Raw genomic sequence first — 15,915 nt, forward strand, 5'->3', positions numbered from 1 at the left:
CGACGAACTCAGCCTGGACGACATGCGTGAAGCCGTCCGCCTGACCGCTGGCCGCGCCAAGCTCGAAGCCAGCGGCGGCATCAACGACACCACCCTGCGCACGATTGCCGCGACCGGCGTGGACTACATTTCGATTGGCGCACTGACCAAAGATGTGAAAGCCGTGGATTTGTCGATGCGGTTGAGTATTTGATATTCCTCGACGAACGTGTAATCGCCCAACAGAACGGGCCATTTATTTTCCCTGAGAGCGCTTAATGCATCATGTTGTATAGTCGCGCATCAAAACTGCTTCACGCATTCGGTGATCCATGTCCTACCCCCTCGACGCCATCACTCATACGTACCTGGGCAGCAATGTCTACGCCCAACTGCGCAATGCGCTGATCACCGGCGGGCTCAAGCCTGATGATCGGCTGCGCATCCGGGAGTTGGCCGCTCAGCTTGGCACCAGCGTGACGCCGGTCCGTGACGCCATTTTGCATTTGGCCAAAGAAAAAGCGCTGGTGCTCAAGACGCCAAAAGACATCAGGGTGCCGGTGCTCGATAACGCGGCGTATCTGGAAATCCGTACCCTGCGGCTGAACCTTGAGGGGCTGGGCGCTGAAACGGCGGCGCGCGTGGCCACCTCAGCCGATCTCAAGCGCATCGACAGCAACATCCAGCTCAATCTTGAAGCTATTAATAATCATGACCTTCCCGAAGCATTGCGCCTCAATAGCGAGTTTCACTTCCTGCTCGCTGAAGCGGCGCGCATGCCCTTGCTGCGTGGTTATGTGGACAGCTTGTGGATGCGCGCCGGACCGTTGATCGCACAGGCATATGCACACTTTTCGCTGACCATGGCCATCGAGCATCATCAGGAAGTGCTCAACGCCTTGCGCCAACAGGATCCCGCGGCAGCGAAACACGCGATTCAAACCGACATTCTCGACGGCAATCAGAAGATGCTTGAGTTCATTGCGGTGAGTCAGGAAGCGCTCTGCGAGTAATGACATTCGCCGAAGCGCTATTGACAGCCTGCCCTCTTAAAAACATGATGCATCAAACTTCATTACGAATGAGATGCCGTCATGAGCGAAAAGAAGAAACTGTTGCTGACCGGCGCCAGTCGGGGCATCGGCCATGCCACCGTCAAGCATTTCAACGCCGCCGGCTGGGAAGTATTCACCGCCTCGCGGCAAAACTGGATCGCTGAATGCCCCTGGGCCGAAGGCTTGCTCAACCACATCCACCTTGACCTGGAGGACATCGACAGCGTCAACGCGAGCCTGGCAACCATCAAGGAAAAACTGGGCGGACGCCTCGATGCACTGGTCAACAACGCCGGGATCTCCCCCAAAGGCCCGGAAGGCGGGCGCCTCGGCGTGCTGGAGACCGACTACAGCACCTGGCTTAAGGTGTTCAACGTCAATCTGTTTTCCACCGCGCTGCTCGCACGCAGCCTGTTTGATGAATTAAAAGTCGCCAAGGGCAGCATCATCAACGTCACCTCCATTGCGGGCTCAAAGGTGCATCCGTTCGCGGGCGTCGCCTACTCCACCTCAAAGGCCGCCTTGTCTGCCCTCACCCGAGAAATGGCCTACGACTTCGGCCCACATGGCGTGCGCGTCAACGCTATTGCGCCCGGCGAAATCGACACCTCGATTCTGTCCCCCGGCACCGCAGACATCGTCGAGCGTCTGGTGCCGATGAACCGCCTGGGCAAACCGGAAGAAGTGGCCTCATTGATTTATTTTCTTTGTACCAGCGGCGCTTCCTACGTCAACGGCGCAGAAATTCACGTCAATGGTGGGCAGCATGTCTGACGCTGTCAGGGCCACAACAGGCTGCGCTAACTTGATGACCACTCAAGCGCCGAACGTCGATCCCCCACGAGCGCTGGAAATAGCGCGACAGACGTACGGCCTGGATGGCCCGCTCAAGCTGCTCAACGGCGAGCGTGACGCCAACTTCCTGATTCGATCCGAACAGGGCGCGTTCGTGATGAAGTTCATCAACTCAGCCGAAGACCCCCACGTCACCAGCTTTCAGACCCAGGCATTGCTGCACATCGAGCAACATGGCGCGCATCTGCCGGTACCGCGTGTGCTGGCGGCGCTTACCGGCGAATTCGAACCCACGGTGCGGCTGGGCGAACAACTGCTTACGCTGCGCACCGTCAGTTACCTGGATGGCATCTCACAAAATCTCGGCAACCCCAGTGTGACGCTGATGCATGAACTGGGTACGACCCTGGCCGAAGTGAACCTGGCATTGAAGGATTTTCACCACCGCGCAGCCCATCGAAACCTGCTGTGGGATGTCGGCCACGCCGAGCGCGTCAGGCCATATCTGCATTGTCTGGAAACCGATCAGCGGCCCTTGGTTTCAGCGTTGCTGGATCGCTACGAAAGCCACGTCAAACCCCAACTCGCCACGCTACGGGCACAGGTGATTCATAACGATTTAAACCCCCATAACGTCATGCTCGATTGCGCAACCGGCACTCGAGTTGCCGCAATCATTGACTTTGGCGATGCGCTGCATGCACCGCTGATCAACGAGCTGGGCACAGCGCTTTCCTATCAGTTCGATGCCGATGCAGCCGACCCGCTGTGGCAGATCAAAGCCTTCGTTGCCGCCTATAACGCGCGCATCCCCCTGCTGCCCAATGAACTCCAGTTACTTGGCGACCTGATCGCCATGCGCATGGCCATGGCGATCACCATCGCTCAATGGCGCGCGACCCTGTACCCGGAAAACCGTACTTATGTGTTGCGCAACCTGCGCACCACATGGCGCAACCTGCAATGCCTGACCGCCCTGCCTGAGGGCAGGCTGACCGAAAGCCTGATCAACGCCTGTAAGCCGGAGGCCCTATGAGTTCGCCTACAGTCGCGCAATTGCTCGCTCGTCGCCAACATGCGCTAGGGGCCAGCTATCGATTGTTTTACGAGGAACCGTTCGCACCTGTACGTGGCGAAGGTGTGTGGCTGTATGACAAAGACAACACGCCATACCTTGATGCTTACAACAATGTGGCCTCCATCGGCCACTGCAACCCTGCGGTGGTGCGTGCCATTGCCGAGCAAAGCGCGCAGCTCAATACCCATACGCGTTATTTGCATCCGTCGATTGTCGATTACGCCGAAGACTTGCTCACTGAGTTTCCTGAGTCGCTGAATAACCTGACCATGACCTGCACCGGCAGCGAGGCCAACGATCTGGCGCTGCGCGTGGCACGCTGCAACAGCGGCGGCACCGGTATTTTGGTCACTCGCTGGGCTTACCACGGTGTCACTAGCGCCCTGGCTGAAATCTCACCTTCGCTGGCGACCGGTCTCCCCCTCGCCAGCCATGTGCGCCTGATCGATGCACCGGACTCATACCGCAGGAGCGACTTCGTTGACAGCGTCAAGGCTGCGCTGCAAGACATGCGCAATCAGGGCATCAAGCCGGCGGCCCTGTTGGTGGACAGCATCTTCTCAAGTGACGGTGTGTTCAGCCCCGCCGATGGCGAGCTGGCCGCCGCCGTGCAATGCGTACGTGAAGCCGGAGGCTTGTATATCGCAGACGAAGTGCAACCGGGTTTCGGGCGCACAGGCGGTCAACGCTGGGGCTTTCAGCGCAGTGCGGTGATCCCGGATCTGGTGACACTGGGCAAACCCATGGGTAACGGCCACCCGGTCGCCGGCGTGGTCGGGCGCTCTGCGCTCTTTGATCAATTCGGCCGCCAGCAACGCTACTTCAACACTTACGGCGGCAATCCCGTGTCATGCAAAGCCGCTCATGCGGTGCTTCGCGTGCTGCGCGAAGAAAACCTGCAAGCCAATGCCCGCGACGTCGGTGACTATCTCAAGCAAGGTTTAAACGCACTGGCCGGGCGTCATGAATTGATCGGCGATGTGCGCGGCGAAGGGCTGTTCATCGGCGTCGAGCTGGTCGAGGACCGAAGCGCGCAAACCCCGGCGACACAGGCAACAGCTGCCGTCGTCAATGGTATGCGGCAGCGTCAGGTATTGATCAGCGCGACCGGGCCTGATGCCAACATCCTGAAGATCCGCCCGCCATTGGTGTTTACCCGCGAGCATGCGGACCTGCTCCTCGAACGGCTCGACGCAACGCTGCAAGCACTGCGCTGACATGCGCCCCAAAAAGCGCTGGATCGCTGATCCAGCGTTGGCAGCTCCCAGTCCCGATCTGGGGCAGCCCCTTCCCGATTCCGCCCTCGTGGCACAGCGCTGGTGCGTATTGGCTACCCCAACTCGCTAATCACACCGCAACCACACACCAAGGATCGAATGGCACAGTTCCTGCTTTTAGCAAAACATGATGCATCATATTTTAATAATGCATAAAAACCCGGAGGGTTTGAGATGACCAGTAACAACGCAAGCGCCTTCGTCCGGTTCAAAGGCGTGGAAAAAAGTTACGACGGCCTGAAAACGGTGGTCAAGCGGCTGGACCTGGACGTCGCCCAAGGCGAATTCCTCACCCTCCTCGGCCCTTCAGGCTCAGGCAAAACCACCAGTCTTATGATGCTGGCAGGCTTCGAAACACCGACCCAAGGGCAAATCTTCCTTGAGGGCAAGGCCATCGAAAGCGTCCCCGCCCACCGCCGCGGTATCGGCATGGTGTTCCAAAACTATGCGTTGTTCCCACACATGAACGTGGCGGAAAACATGGCGTTCCCGCTGCAAGTGCGGGGCATGAAGCGGCATGACATTCAGGAAAAAGTCAAAAAGGCCTTGGCGATGGTGCGCCTTGGCGACCTCGCCAACCGCTACCCGAGCCAACTCTCAGGCGGCCAGCAGCAACGCATTGCGCTGGCCAGGGCCTTGGTGTTCGAACCCAAACTGGTACTGATGGACGAACCGCTCGGCGCACTGGACAAACAGTTGCGCGAGCAAATGCAGCTGGAAATTCGCCGCTTGCATCGCGAGCTGGGGTTAACAGTGGTGTTCGTCACTCACGATCAGGCGGAAGCATTGACCCTGTCTGACCGCGTCGCGATTTTCAACGATGGCGTCATTCAACAAGTCGACACGCCACAAGCGCTATACGAGCGTCCGGCCAATACCTTTGTTGCCACGTTCATGGGCGATACCAATGTCTTGCCGGGCGTATTGGACTCCTTAAGCGCCGAACGCTGTCAGGTCCGACTCGATCAGGGCGACCAGTTGTTCGCTCGCAGCACGCCCGGCCTGGTCAGCGGTAGCCGGACCACGCTGTCGATTCGCTCCGAACGGGTGACGCTCGACGGCGACTCTCGCTATGACAGCCGTCTGGCCGGGCGTATCGAAGAGTGCATTTACCTGGGCGACCACGTGCGCATTCGCCTCAATGTCGCCGGCAGCAACGACTTCAACGTCAAGGTGCCAATCGCCCAGATGCAACCCAATTGGCGTGAAGGGCACAGCCTTCCCGTCTGCTGGCACAGCGCCGATGCCTCGGCACTTGATGCCTTACCTGCGTAAACCGTCCCCCTCCACGTTGATGACTCCAGGAAACTCGCCATGCTTAAGCGTTTTGCTGCACTGACTGTTCTGGCTGCCTTTGGTGGCCAGGTGAATGCCGAATCATTGACCGTCGTGTCGTTCGGTGGTCTTGCCAAGGTGGCTCAGGACAAGGCCTTCTATCAACCCTTCTCCGCCACCGGCAAAGGCACCATCCAGGCCGGGGAATATAACGGCGAGATGTCCAAGATCCGCGCCATGGTAGAAACCCGCCAAGTGGGCTGGGATGTGGTGGAAGTCGAAAGCCCCGATCTGGTTCGTGGCTGTGCCGAAGGTCTGTTCGAACCACTGGACTGGAGCAAGCTGGGCGACGCGAGCAAATTCGTTGACGGCGCAGTCTCTGAATGCGGCGCCGGGATGTACATCTGGTCCACCGTGCTGACCTACAACAGCGACAAACTCAAGACGGCACCTAAAGGTTGGGCGTCGTATTGGGACACCAAGACATTCCCCGGCAAACGTGGCCTGCGTAAAAGCGCCAAGTTCACGCTGGAAATTGCCTTGCTGGCAGACGGCGTGAAACCGAGCGAGCTGTACACCGTGTTGGGTACACCTGAAGGCGTTGATCGCGCGTTCAAAAAACTCGACCAGATCAAGTCCGACATCCAATGGTGGGAAGCCGGTGCCCAGCCTCTGCAATGGCTGGTTGCGGGCGACGTTGTCATGACCACGGCTTACAACGGTCGCGTGACCGGAGCGCAAAACGAAGGCCACGCCTTCAAGATCGTTTGGGAACAGAGCCTGTATGACCTCGACAGCTGGGCCATCGTCAAAGGCTCGCCGCACAAGGCGCTGGGCGAACAGTTCATCGCATTCGCAAGCCAGGCCCAGCAACAGAAAGTGTTCGCTGAAGCCATCCCGTACAGCCCGACCAATAACGACGCGTTGCCGCTGATTGACGCTAAAACCCGTGAGCGCCTGCCGACCGCACCGGCGAACTTTGAGCACGCGCTGCAAGTGAACACCAACTTCTGGATTGACCACGGTGAAGAGCTCGAACAACGCTTCAACGCTTGGGCAGCGCGCTGATCGACCATTGCCCGCACCGACGGCCCGGCCGTGTCAGCGCTTACTGCTGGCACGTGCCGGGCTGCGTTGACGCAAGGAGAAACCCATGTCCGAAGTCCTGATCCTGGAATCGCCAGCGCCTGCCAGCCAGACGCAGCGCTTGCAACGGCAATTGCACGTCACACGGCGCACCTACACGCGACGCTCAGTGCTGTTGATTCTTCCGCTGTTGGCGTTGCTGGTGGTGGGTTTTCTCATTCCCATTGGCTCGTTGCTGACCAAGAGCGTACAAAACCCGGAAGTCGCCAACGCCCTGCCCAAAACCCTTGTACTGCTGGAGCAGTGGGACGGCCAGTCGCTGCCCGGTGAGTCGGTGTTTAGCGCACTGGGCAATGATCTGCGCGAAGCGCGTAACAACGGTCAACTGTTTGCCCTTAATCGGCGTCTGAGTTATGAAAGCGGCAACTTGCGCAGCATACCGACGGCGGTGCTCAGCAGACTCCCGGCGAACGGTGAGGCAGTGCGTGATCGTTTGATCAAAGGCGTACCGGCACTGGCCGATGTCGCAAACTGGGCCACCCTCAAGCAATTGGGCCAGCCCTATACCAGCTTCTATTGGCTGGCGGCCTTCGATCTGAAGATGGACGCCGGCCACATTAGCGCGGTCGAGCCAGACAAAGCGCTGTACATCGACGTCCTCAAGCGTTCGTTGTTGATCGCCGCGCTGGTGACTGTGCTCTGCGTATTACTGGGTTATCCGCTGGCCTATTGGCTATCTCGGCAACCGGCGCGCCGCGCGAACCTGCTGTTGATTCTGGTGCTGCTACCGTTCTGGACATCGCTGATCGTGCGCACCGCCAGCTGGATCGTGATGCTGCAATCGGGTGGGCTGATCAACAACACACTGATCGACCTGGGGATTCTGGAAAAGCCGCTGCAACTGGTGTTCAACCGCACAGGCGTGCTGATCTCAATGACCCACATTCTGCTGCCGTTTCTCATCCTGCCGCTGTACGCGGTGATGAAGGGTATCGACGCCCGCTATGAGCGCGCCGCCATCTCGCTGGGGGCGCATCCACTCACCGCGTTTCGCCGGGTGTATCTACCGCAAACGTACGCAGGGGTGACTGCCGGTGCGTTGCTGGTGTTCATCATGGCCATCGGTTACTACATCACCCCGGCGTTGCTGGGCGGCCCCGGCGATCAGATGATCAGTTACTTCGTGGCCTATTACACCAACACCACCATCAACTGGGGCATGGCTACAGCGTTGGGCAGTCAGCTGCTGATCATCGTGCTGTTGCTGTATTGGGTCTACGCGAAGATCTCGCGCCCCGCCAGCCGGTCTATTTGAGGGCCCTGCAATGAAGCATGTCGAACCGCTGGAAATCCGCTTGCTGCGCCCACTGCTGAGCACCTACAGCATGGCGATGTTGATGTTTTTGATCATCCCGATCCTGGTCATCGTGCCGCTGTCGTTCAATGAAGGCTCGTTCCTGAGCTATCCGCTGAGTGGCCTGTCGCTGCGTTGGTATCGCGAGTTCTTCGACTCCGGCGACTGGATGCAGGCGCTGGGCAACAGCCTGAAGATCGCGCCCGCCGCAACCGTACTCGCCACGGTGTTGGGCACCCTGGCTTCCGTCGGGCTGTCACGCGGAGAGTTTCGTGGCAAAGCACTGGTCATGGCGATTCTCATCTCGCCCATGGTTGCGCCAGTGGTGATCGTAGCCGTGGGCTTGTATTTCTTCTTTGCCAGTTGGGGTTTGCTCAATAGTTACCTGGGACTGGTCGTCGCCCACGCGGTATTGGGCGTGCCATTTGTGGTCATCACCGTCAACGCGACACTGGAAGGCTACGACCGCAACTTCACACGCGCCGCCGCCAGCCTCGGCGCACCCCCTTGGTACGGATTCAAGCGCGTCACCCTGCCCCTGATCGCCCCCGGCGTATTGAGTGGCGCCTTGTTCGCCTTCGCCACCTCGTTCGACGAAGTGGTGGTCACCCTGTTTTTGGCCAATCCATCGCAACGCACGCTGCCCATGCAGATGTTTGCCGGCATCAAGGAAAACCTAAGCCCGACCATCGCCGCAGCCGCCACGATCATGGTCCTGAGCGCCCTGCTGTTGCTCCTCGCCATGGAAGCCCTGCGCCGCCGCAATGAGCGTATTCGTGGCACGTCCATCAGGGAGTGATGCAACGATGCTACGGTATTGCCCGGAGACCATTGCGGTCTGCTGATGAAGGGTTAGGCAATCGCTGGTCATTGATCAGAGCTTTTCACGCTCAATCGATACAGGGTGAGACTTACACCGGCATGAGAATTCTCTTGCGCACCCATCGGCCAGGGCAAAACGGCGACGGGTCTTGGGGATTTTCTGGAGAATTGAATCACAGCTTTCGGCAGTGCCTACAAGGGATCGAGGCATATTGAACATGTCCGAAACGAGAAACCTTACTCAAGCTAAAAGTGTCTGATTTTGCTTGGCAAGAATCTGCATAGTGTTTTCTGATGTACTAACTGCTGTACTTGTTTCGCTCCGCTGGCGATGGGTAGGGATTTGAACCCGACAGGCTCGCCCGCTCGCTTGGTTGGGAAGGATGTTACGGATGCTGCACCACGCCCATATCGTGCAGGTCAGCGGACGGAGCTACCGGCTAAAAGACAAGCTGAAATCAGGTCAGGTGGCACCGAGAGAAACGGCTTCGCTGCGGAAATAAACAGGCCTCAAATATCGCCGGGGTGGGTCAGTTTTCAACCAGTGTTGACATATTGGCGGCGACCCATTTTCTCAAGTTTTATTGTAATTGGCCGATAGAGCTCAATTACGCTGCAGATTAATCTTACCCGGAGGTAAGTGGCAATGAGAAACCTGAAAGTATCTGCGCGAGCAGCACTCAGCTTTATGTTTATTGCACTATTATTGGTCGCCCTGGGTGGTATTTCTGTATGGAAAATGGGAGAAATCCGCGAAAGTGCTAGGGATCTTGAAGACGATGCGTTGACCAACATCGTGTTTGCCAGCCAAATTAATAACGCGATGTTACGCCTGCGGCTGGAAGTCCGCCAAATGCTGTCCCAGGCCAATCCGCAAGATATTGAGACTACTACCAGTACCATCGCCACGCTTGGCGAGGGATTAAGAAAAGAAATCAAGCTCCATGCCCCATCCATTTTGGACGGAAATGCGAGCGACAACGACGTGCAACTGTTTAATGCCATATCTGTTAATGCTGACAAAATGCTGATTGCATTTGACGAGGTGACCGCTCTTATCCGTCGAAACGCATCGGCTGAAGCGCGGGACTATCTAAACTCCAATGTAACCCCTGTTACTCGTCTTCTTGACGAAGCGGTGACCGAACTTGTTCATACGAATATTGACGAGGCCGCAAATTCAGGAAAAGCCTCCGAGGGGGCATATCAAAGCGGTTTGAAATTTATCATTTTTATGATCGCGGCTGCGGCGCTGGCGACGGTGGTGCTGGCCGTGCTGTTTACCAAAAGTATCGTTACACCGTTGCGCGACATGCTGCGTGTCAACGAAACAATCGCCAAAGGAGATCTGCGCAGCGTGATTACTGTCACGGGCAAAGACGAATTTTCCGACCTGATGCGTTCTACCCAAGTAATGCAAAACAATCTGCGCGATACGATCAAGCTGATTGGCGATTCATCCACTCAACTGGCGTCCGCTGCCGAGGAGATGAATGCCGTCACCGAAGAGTCGAGCAGAGGTTTGCTGCGCCAGAATAATGAAATCGATCAGGCAGCCACCGCAGTCAATCAAATGACTGCGGCGGTCGATGAAGTGGCGCGTAACGCTGCCACTGCATCGGATGCAGCTAAAACCTCAGATCAATCAACACGCACCGGAGCCGCGCGGGTAACCAGCACGGTCAGCGCCATCGAGAAACTAAGCAAAACGGTGCAGAACACCAGTGTCGATGTAGAGCGTCTGGCAGTGCAATCCAAGGACATTAGTAAGGTGTTGGAAGTCATTCGCAAGATTGCGGAGCAAACCAATCTCCTGGCATTAAATGCGGCAATCGAAGCTGCACGGGCCGGTGAGCAGGGACGCGGTTTTGCTGTGGTGGCCGATGAAGTCAGGGCCCTGGCACATCGCACCCAGACCTCGACTCAGGAAATCGAGCAAATGATCGGCGATATACTCAAGGGTACTGCTCAGGCCACCAAGGCCATGAGTGAAAGTTGCGAGCAGGCCGATGGCACCCTCACTATCGCTCATGAAGCAAGTGCCGCGCTGACACTAATCGCGAAAGCAATCAATGAAATCAACGAAATGAACCTGATGATTGCTACCGCATCGGAAGAGCAGGCGCAGGTTGCACGTTCGGTCGACAGCAACCTGATGAGTATTCGTGATCTGTCTATCCAGAGCGCAACGGGCGCTAATCAAACCGCTGAAGCGAGCTCCGAGCTCTCACATCTTGCTGTGGAAATGAGCAAGCTGGTGGCAAGGTTTTCGCTCTGAAGAATATCAAATTAACTTTCAAGCGCAGTTGTGTCTGCAAAAAGTGACTGCTTAAGTCCCAGCCGACCTGCCAATGCTAGGTCTTTAGTTACAAATACCAGCCTCATACCGCTGCCCACTTCCACTACGAACGGATTCCTTCTGAAGGCTGGGAATGGCTGTTCCAGAGCGGTTCAGAAGGTGGCGCGGACTCTACAGGATTTACTAACGGTTCCACCCCCAGATCGTTGTTCGACAGCACCACAATCGGGGTCTTCGCGAGGTCGGGCCGAAAGACACGCTCACAACTGGCATAGAAGCTGTTGCAGTCAATCAGCGCAAAGACGGGCTCAAGCTTTGTCATGGTCACGGACGCTGTATTTCACTACGCCCCATATCACCAGTTCGTCGCCCTCCATCACATAGCGCGCCGGATATTTGGGATTCTCGGATTTCAGGATGACCTCCCCCCACGTATGTGCAGACGCTTGCACACAGGTTCCGAGTTGAGCGCAGCAATCACAATGTCGCCGTGCTCGGCATACAGGCTGCGATCCACAATCACCAGATCGCCGCAGTAGATTCCCGCCCCTTGCATACTGTCGCCTTCAATTTTCACCAGGTACACATGCGGCGCGCGGATGTCGAACAGCTCATCCAGCGAGATATGTTTCTCAATGTGGTCCGCTGCCGGATTGACATCAACCAAGCCCTTTGCGATGCCATAGCGGAAAATCTGATTAAGCCAGGTTCTACATTTGCAGGCAGAGTTGAGCGACCCGCGCTTCTCGATCCGACGAAGAGCCGACAGAACATCTGATTTTTTTATGTCAGCCAAAGGCAACTTACTCAGGACAGGTATGAGGTCCTTGTCTAAGTAAAAACGAGCCTGCGCTGCGGCGCCCTTTTTTGCCTCTGCCAAACGCGGCACCTTGAAATCGTGCCAGTCATTTGCCAGGCGCTCAAAGGTGTCAGCCATCTTCTCGGAAGTGGCAAGCTTTACTTGCCGGCGCTGAATCCGAGGGTCAACACCTCGTGCTATGAGCACCTTCGCTTGATCGCGCAACACGCGAGCATCCTTCAGACTAATAGCCGGATAGGTGCCTAGAGAATATCGAGGCTGCTTGCCGCCCAACTGAATCTGAAATGCCATGACTTCGTGCCGTTGGCCTTGATGAACAACGAAAGGTCATCGACATCGTTGAGGGAATAGTCTTTATCGCGGGCCTTAATCTGCCTGACTGCCGTGTCTGTGAGAGCCATTAGTACACCAAACAATCTATCGAACTCAGATGTGCTGGATAATGTACTAAAAAACCGTGGCTGGGGTAGGAACTCCGAAGAAGAGCATGGAAGCCTGAACGAGAAAAAGCCCCGAATATCGGGGCTTTTCTGGGTTCCCAAGGTAACCCTTGGAGGTGTAACTGGTGCCGAAAATAGGAATCGAACCTACGACCTTCGCGTTACGAGTGCGCTGCTCTACCGACTGAGCTATTTCGGCGGGGATGCCAGATTAACTATAAAACGCTCGGCATGCAAAAGGCTGAAACTACCATCCTTTACCCGTGTAGCTAAGCATGGCATGACCGTTGCTACTATCCTCGCGTCGCCAAATTTTCGCTAAGCATCCAAAGGAAGTAGATATGAAGTCACTACAGAAAGGTTTCACCTTGATCGAACTGATGATCGTGGTTGCGATCATCGGTATCTTGGCTGCGATTGCCATCCCGGCTTACAGCACTTATCAAGCCAAGGCGAAATTGGCTGCGGCCCTAGCTGAAACATCCGCAGCGAAAACCATTGTTGAAGTCAAGATCAACGAAGGTGCTACGGTGACTGACGCAACCTCCGCAGGGTTATTAGTCGCTTCGACAGCCTCTGGAAACTGCAACCTCACCGTAGCCATGGTAAGTGGCGTCGGCACCATCGAGTGCGCAGTACAGAAAGGAACACCACAAGTGGCAAGTGCAAAAATAACTTGGACGCGTGATGTGAACGGCGGTTGGAGTTGCGCAACCAGTGGCGCAACGGACGCAACGTTGGCACCTAACACCTGCAAGCAATAATAAAAGCTGTTTCTCATAAAGAAATGCCTCGCTCAGTCGGGGCATTTTTCGCTCAGCGTTTATCTGATTAAAAACCTCTCATCGGTGACTGAGGGCAAAAAAGGATAAATACACCAGATGAGCCATCGTCACTTTTCGGCTCTCCCTTTGAAGCAAAAACTGACAAAAAACGTCACCTCCTCGCCATCTATTTGGCAGCGCCGCCTGACTACGCTATAAACCCCCATACTGTCTGTGTCTGGTGGCTTTAATGACTGATGTCGTCCTCACCGGTTTGGCCAAACAATTGGTTGTCGCCGAACTGCTCAACGAAAAAACGGCTCAACAGGCCTATCAACAGTCGCGTCGCGACAAGCTCTCGCTCGTGAGTTATCTGGTTCAGAACAAGCTGGTGGACAGCCTGGTACTGGCGGAGATGGCGTCCGAACAATTCGGCATCCCGTTTTTTGATCTAAGCGCCCTAGACAAGGAAACCCAACTAAAAGGGTTAGTGAGCGAAAAACTGATTCGCCAGCACTGTGTACTGCCGCTTTGGCGCCGTGGTAACAAATTGTTCGTGGCCGTTTCTGACCCCACCAATTATCAAGCCATTACCGACATCCAATTCAGCACCGGCCTGACCACAGAAGCCATTCTGGTCGAAGACAACAAGCTCACCAGCGCTATCGAAAAGTTCTTCGATACGCAAAATGGCCTCAGTGAGATGGCCGACGTCGATCTTGGTCTTGAGGTAGATCCCTCAACGGATGCCAAAGAGACGATGATTTCCGACGTGGACGTCGATGACGCCCCCGTCGTGCGCTTCGTCAATAAGATGCTGATGGATGCCATTCGCCTAGGTTCCTCGGACTTGCACTTTGAGCCTTATGAAAAGATGTTTCGGGTCCGTCTGCGTACCGACGGCATTCTTCACGAAGTCGCCAAGCCTCCGATCCATCTGGCGGGACGCATCGCCGCTCGCTTGAAGGTCATGGCCAGCCTGGACATCTCCGAGCGCCGTAAACCGCAGGACGGTCGGATCAAACTACGTATTTCGAAAAACCGCGCTATCGATTTCCGGGTCAATACCTTGCCAACGTTGTGGGGCGAGAAGATCGTGATGCGGATTCTCGACCCGACCAGTGCGCAAATGGGCATCGACGCACTGGGCTATGAGCCTGATCAGAAAGAACTCTATCTGGAAGCACTGCACCAACCGCAAGGGATGATCCTGGTGACGGGCCCCACAGGCTCCGGGAAAACCGTATCGCTGTATACCGGCCTGAATATCCTCAATACCGTGGACATCAATATCTCCACTGCCGAAGACCCGGTGGAGATCAACCTGGAAGGCATCAATCAGGTCAACGTCAATCCGCGTCAAGGGATGGACTTTTCACAGGCACTGCGTGCGTTCCTGCGTCAGGACCCGGATGTGATCATGGTCGGCGAGATTCGCGACCTGGAAACAGCAGAAATCGCGATCAAAGCCTCACAGACTGGGCACATGGTGCTATCGACCCTGCACACCAACAGCGCAGCGGAAACCCTAACCCGGCTGCATCACATGGGCGTTGCCGCCTTCAATATCGCAACGGCGATCAACCTGATCATCGCTCAACGCCTGGCACGCAAGCTGTGTAGCTATTGCAAAAAAGAAATCGACGTCCCTCACGAGACGCTGATCGCAGAAGGCTTCCCCGAGGCCGAAATAGGCAAATTCAAACTGTACTCTCCCGTGGGCTGCGAACACTGCAATGGCGGATACAAAGGCCGCGTGGGGATATATGAAGTGGTCAAAAATACTCCCGCCCTTGAGCGCATCATCATGGAGGAAGGAAACTCCATCGACATATCCACTCAGATGCGTAAAGACGGCTTCAATGACCTGCGTACCTCAGGTCTGAAGAAGGCAATGCAAGGCGTGACCAGCCTGGAAGAAATCAACCGGGTTACCAAGGACTAGGCATGGCGACTAAAGCAGCAAAAGCTCCGAAGGTGGCAAAGCCAGTTGTGTATGTCTGGGAAGGCGTCGACAAAAAAGGCACCAAAAGTAAGGGCGAACTCACTGGGCATAATCCGGCGCTGATCAAGGCTCAACTACGCAAACAGGGGATCAATCCGCTCAAGGTACGCAAAAAATCTATTTCGATCTTCAGCGCGGGCAAGAAGATCAAACCGCTGGACATCGCATTCTTCTCGCGGCAGATGGCAACGATGATGAAAGCGGGCGTCCCGCTTTTGCAGTCGTTCGACATCATCGCTGAAGGTTCGGGGAATCCGAACATGCGTAAATTGATTGATGACATCAAACAGGAAGTTGCTGCGGGTAACAGCTTTGCGACAGCGTTGAGAAAACACCCCCAGTATTTCGATGAATTGTTTTGCAACCTCGTGGACGCAGGCGAGCAAGCTGGCGCCCTTGAATCTCTTCTGGATCGTGTTGCCACCTACAAAGAAAAGACTGAGTCGCTAAAGGCCAAAATTAAGAAAGCGATGACGTATCCGATTGCAGTGGTTGTAGTAGCGTTTATCGTCACAGGCATTCTGTTGATCAAAGTAGTGCCACAGTTTCAATCCCTGTTCGCTGGATTCGGTGCTGATCTTCCTGCGTTTACCGTATGGGTGATCGGTCTCTCGCAAAGTGTTCAAGACTATTGGTACATCATGCTCGCGGTGTTGCTCCTGGCAGTTTTTGCATTCAAGAGGGCGCACAAAACCTCCGAGAGCTTTCGGAACGGCACAGATAGAGCACTACTAAAAATACCCATCATCGGCCCGCTCTTATACAAATCCGCAGTCGCCCGTTACGCCCGAACCCTCGCCACCACCTTCGCAGCGGGCGTCCCTCTCGTTGAGGCTTTGGACTCCGTAGCGGGCGCGACCGGCAAC

12 protein-coding genes, 1 tRNA gene and 5 pseudogenes are annotated in these 15,915 nt (G+C 55.9%); 14 read left to right on the forward strand and 4 right to left on the reverse strand.

Features of this window, described 5'->3' with window-relative positions; genetic code table 11:
- The 11 genes and pseudogenes from VGC62_RS02830 to VGC62_RS02880 form a co-directional block, all read left to right on the forward strand.
- Window positions 1-193, forward strand: a pseudogene (locus VGC62_RS02830) (nicotinate-nucleotide pyrophosphorylase); the annotation flags it as partial.
- A 118-nt stretch (window positions 194-311) separates the two neighbouring features.
- The gene (locus tag VGC62_RS02835) at window positions 312-992 is read left to right on the forward strand and encodes a GntR family transcriptional regulator (RefSeq protein ID WP_331185557.1); all 681 of its coding nucleotides are present in this window, start codon (window positions 312-314) and stop codon (window positions 990-992) included.
- Window positions 993-1,073: 81 nt separating this feature from the next.
- A complete protein-coding gene (locus tag VGC62_RS02840) occupies window positions 1,074-1,808 on the forward strand; it encodes an SDR family oxidoreductase (RefSeq protein WP_331185558.1) in 735 nt (244 codons plus the stop codon).
- Complete coding sequence (locus VGC62_RS02845; RefSeq protein WP_331185559.1) at window positions 1,801-2,865, forward strand: phosphotransferase; 1,065 nt, start codon at window positions 1,801-1,803, stop codon at window positions 2,863-2,865. The genes VGC62_RS02840 and VGC62_RS02845 overlap by 8 nt, the downstream gene beginning before the upstream one ends.
- A complete protein-coding gene (locus VGC62_RS02850) occupies window positions 2,862-4,124 on the forward strand; it encodes an aspartate aminotransferase family protein (protein WP_331185560.1) in 1,263 nt (420 codons plus the stop codon). The genes VGC62_RS02845 and VGC62_RS02850 overlap by 4 nt, the downstream gene beginning before the upstream one ends.
- A gap of 234 nt (window positions 4,125-4,358) precedes the next feature.
- Window positions 4,359-5,459, forward strand: coding sequence for an ABC transporter ATP-binding protein (locus VGC62_RS02855; protein WP_331185561.1), 1,101 nt, complete (start codon window positions 4,359-4,361; stop codon window positions 5,457-5,459).
- A gap of 39 nt (window positions 5,460-5,498) precedes the next feature.
- Window positions 5,499-6,527, forward strand: a complete 1,029-nt coding sequence (locus VGC62_RS02860) for an ABC transporter substrate-binding protein (protein WP_331185562.1) — start codon at window positions 5,499-5,501, stop codon at window positions 6,525-6,527.
- 103 nt (window positions 6,528-6,630) lie between these two features.
- Window positions 6,631-7,860 carry an ABC transporter permease gene (locus tag VGC62_RS02865; RefSeq protein ID WP_414705732.1) on the forward strand — a complete coding sequence of 410 codons (1,230 nt, stop codon included), beginning with the start codon at window positions 6,631-6,633 and terminating at the stop codon, window positions 7,858-7,860.
- A 10-nt stretch (window positions 7,861-7,870) separates the two neighbouring features.
- On the forward strand, window positions 7,871-8,698 hold the full coding sequence (locus VGC62_RS02870; protein ID WP_414705731.1) for an ABC transporter permease: 828 nt from the start codon (window positions 7,871-7,873) through the stop codon (window positions 8,696-8,698).
- 412 nt (window positions 8,699-9,110) lie between these two features.
- A pseudogene (locus tag VGC62_RS02875) lies at window positions 9,111-9,224 on the forward strand (IS21-like element ISRso6 family helper ATPase IstB); the annotation flags it as partial.
- A gap of 143 nt (window positions 9,225-9,367) precedes the next feature.
- Entirely contained in the window at window positions 9,368-10,999 is a 1,632-nt protein-coding gene (locus tag VGC62_RS02880; protein WP_331185564.1) for a methyl-accepting chemotaxis protein, read from the forward strand.
- Between the two features lie 223 nt (window positions 11,000-11,222).
- Here the strand turns inward: VGC62_RS02880 and VGC62_RS02885 are convergent.
- The 4 genes and pseudogenes from VGC62_RS02885 to VGC62_RS02900 all read right to left on the reverse strand — a co-directional run.
- A pseudogene (locus VGC62_RS02885) lies at window positions 11,223-11,342 on the reverse strand (hypothetical protein); the annotation flags it as partial.
- Window positions 11,329-11,675 (reverse strand): annotated as a pseudogene (locus tag VGC62_RS02890) (LexA family protein); the annotation flags it as partial. The pseudogenes VGC62_RS02885 and VGC62_RS02890, both read right to left, overlap by 14 nt.
- A gap of 45 nt (window positions 11,676-11,720) precedes the next feature.
- A pseudogene (locus VGC62_RS27565) lies at window positions 11,721-12,131 on the reverse strand (tyrosine-type recombinase/integrase); the annotation flags it as partial.
- Window positions 12,132-12,403: 272 nt separating this feature from the next.
- A tRNA-Thr gene (locus tag VGC62_RS02900) sits at window positions 12,404-12,479 on the reverse strand.
- 142 nt (window positions 12,480-12,621) lie between these two features.
- On the opposite strand from VGC62_RS02900, the gene VGC62_RS02905 reads away from it, so the two are divergent.
- The 3 genes from VGC62_RS02905 to VGC62_RS02915 all read left to right on the forward strand — a co-directional run.
- Window positions 12,622-13,044: a pilin gene (locus tag VGC62_RS02905; RefSeq protein WP_331185565.1), complete on the forward strand. Its 423-nt coding sequence runs from the start codon at window positions 12,622-12,624 to the stop codon at window positions 13,042-13,044.
- A 250-nt stretch (window positions 13,045-13,294) separates the two neighbouring features.
- Window positions 13,295-14,989, forward strand: a complete 1,695-nt coding sequence (gene pilB / locus VGC62_RS02910) for a type IV-A pilus assembly ATPase PilB (protein ID WP_331185566.1) — start codon at window positions 13,295-13,297, stop codon at window positions 14,987-14,989.
- A gap of 2 nt (window positions 14,990-14,991) precedes the next feature.
- A partial coding sequence (locus tag VGC62_RS02915) for a type II secretion system F family protein (RefSeq protein WP_331185567.1) occupies window positions 14,992-15,915 on the forward strand: 924 nt, incomplete at its 3' end.

The organism is Pseudomonas sp. (genome assembly GCF_036404235.1).
GTDB lineage: Bacteria > Pseudomonadota > Gammaproteobacteria > Pseudomonadales > Pseudomonadaceae > Aquipseudomonas.

Excerpts from the sequence above, each read along its gene's own strand:
- VGC62_RS02845 (WP_331185559.1), top strand. The coding sequence starts at position 1,801 with ATGTCTGACGCTGTCAGGGCCACAACAGGCTGCGCTAACTTGATGACC.
- VGC62_RS02870 (WP_414705731.1), top strand. The coding sequence starts at position 7,871 with ATGAAGCATGTCGAACCGCTGGAAATCCGCTTGCTGCGCCCACTGCTG.
- VGC62_RS02840 (WP_331185558.1), top strand. The coding sequence starts at position 1,074 with ATGAGCGAAAAGAAGAAACTGTTGCTGACCGGCGCCAGTCGGGGCATC.
- VGC62_RS02905 (WP_331185565.1), top strand. The coding sequence starts at position 12,622 with ATGAAGTCACTACAGAAAGGTTTCACCTTGATCGAACTGATGATCGTG.
- VGC62_RS02835 (WP_331185557.1), top strand. The coding sequence starts at position 312 with ATGTCCTACCCCCTCGACGCCATCACTCATACGTACCTGGGCAGCAAT.
- VGC62_RS02855 (WP_331185561.1), top strand. The coding sequence starts at position 4,359 with ATGACCAGTAACAACGCAAGCGCCTTCGTCCGGTTCAAAGGCGTGGAA.
- VGC62_RS02880 (WP_331185564.1), top strand. The coding sequence starts at position 9,368 with ATGAGAAACCTGAAAGTATCTGCGCGAGCAGCACTCAGCTTTATGTTT.
- VGC62_RS02850 (WP_331185560.1), top strand. The coding sequence starts at position 2,862 with ATGAGTTCGCCTACAGTCGCGCAATTGCTCGCTCGTCGCCAACATGCG.
- VGC62_RS02860 (WP_331185562.1), top strand. The coding sequence starts at position 5,499 with ATGCTTAAGCGTTTTGCTGCACTGACTGTTCTGGCTGCCTTTGGTGGC.
- pilB (WP_331185566.1), top strand. The coding sequence starts at position 13,295 with ATGACTGATGTCGTCCTCACCGGTTTGGCCAAACAATTGGTTGTCGCC.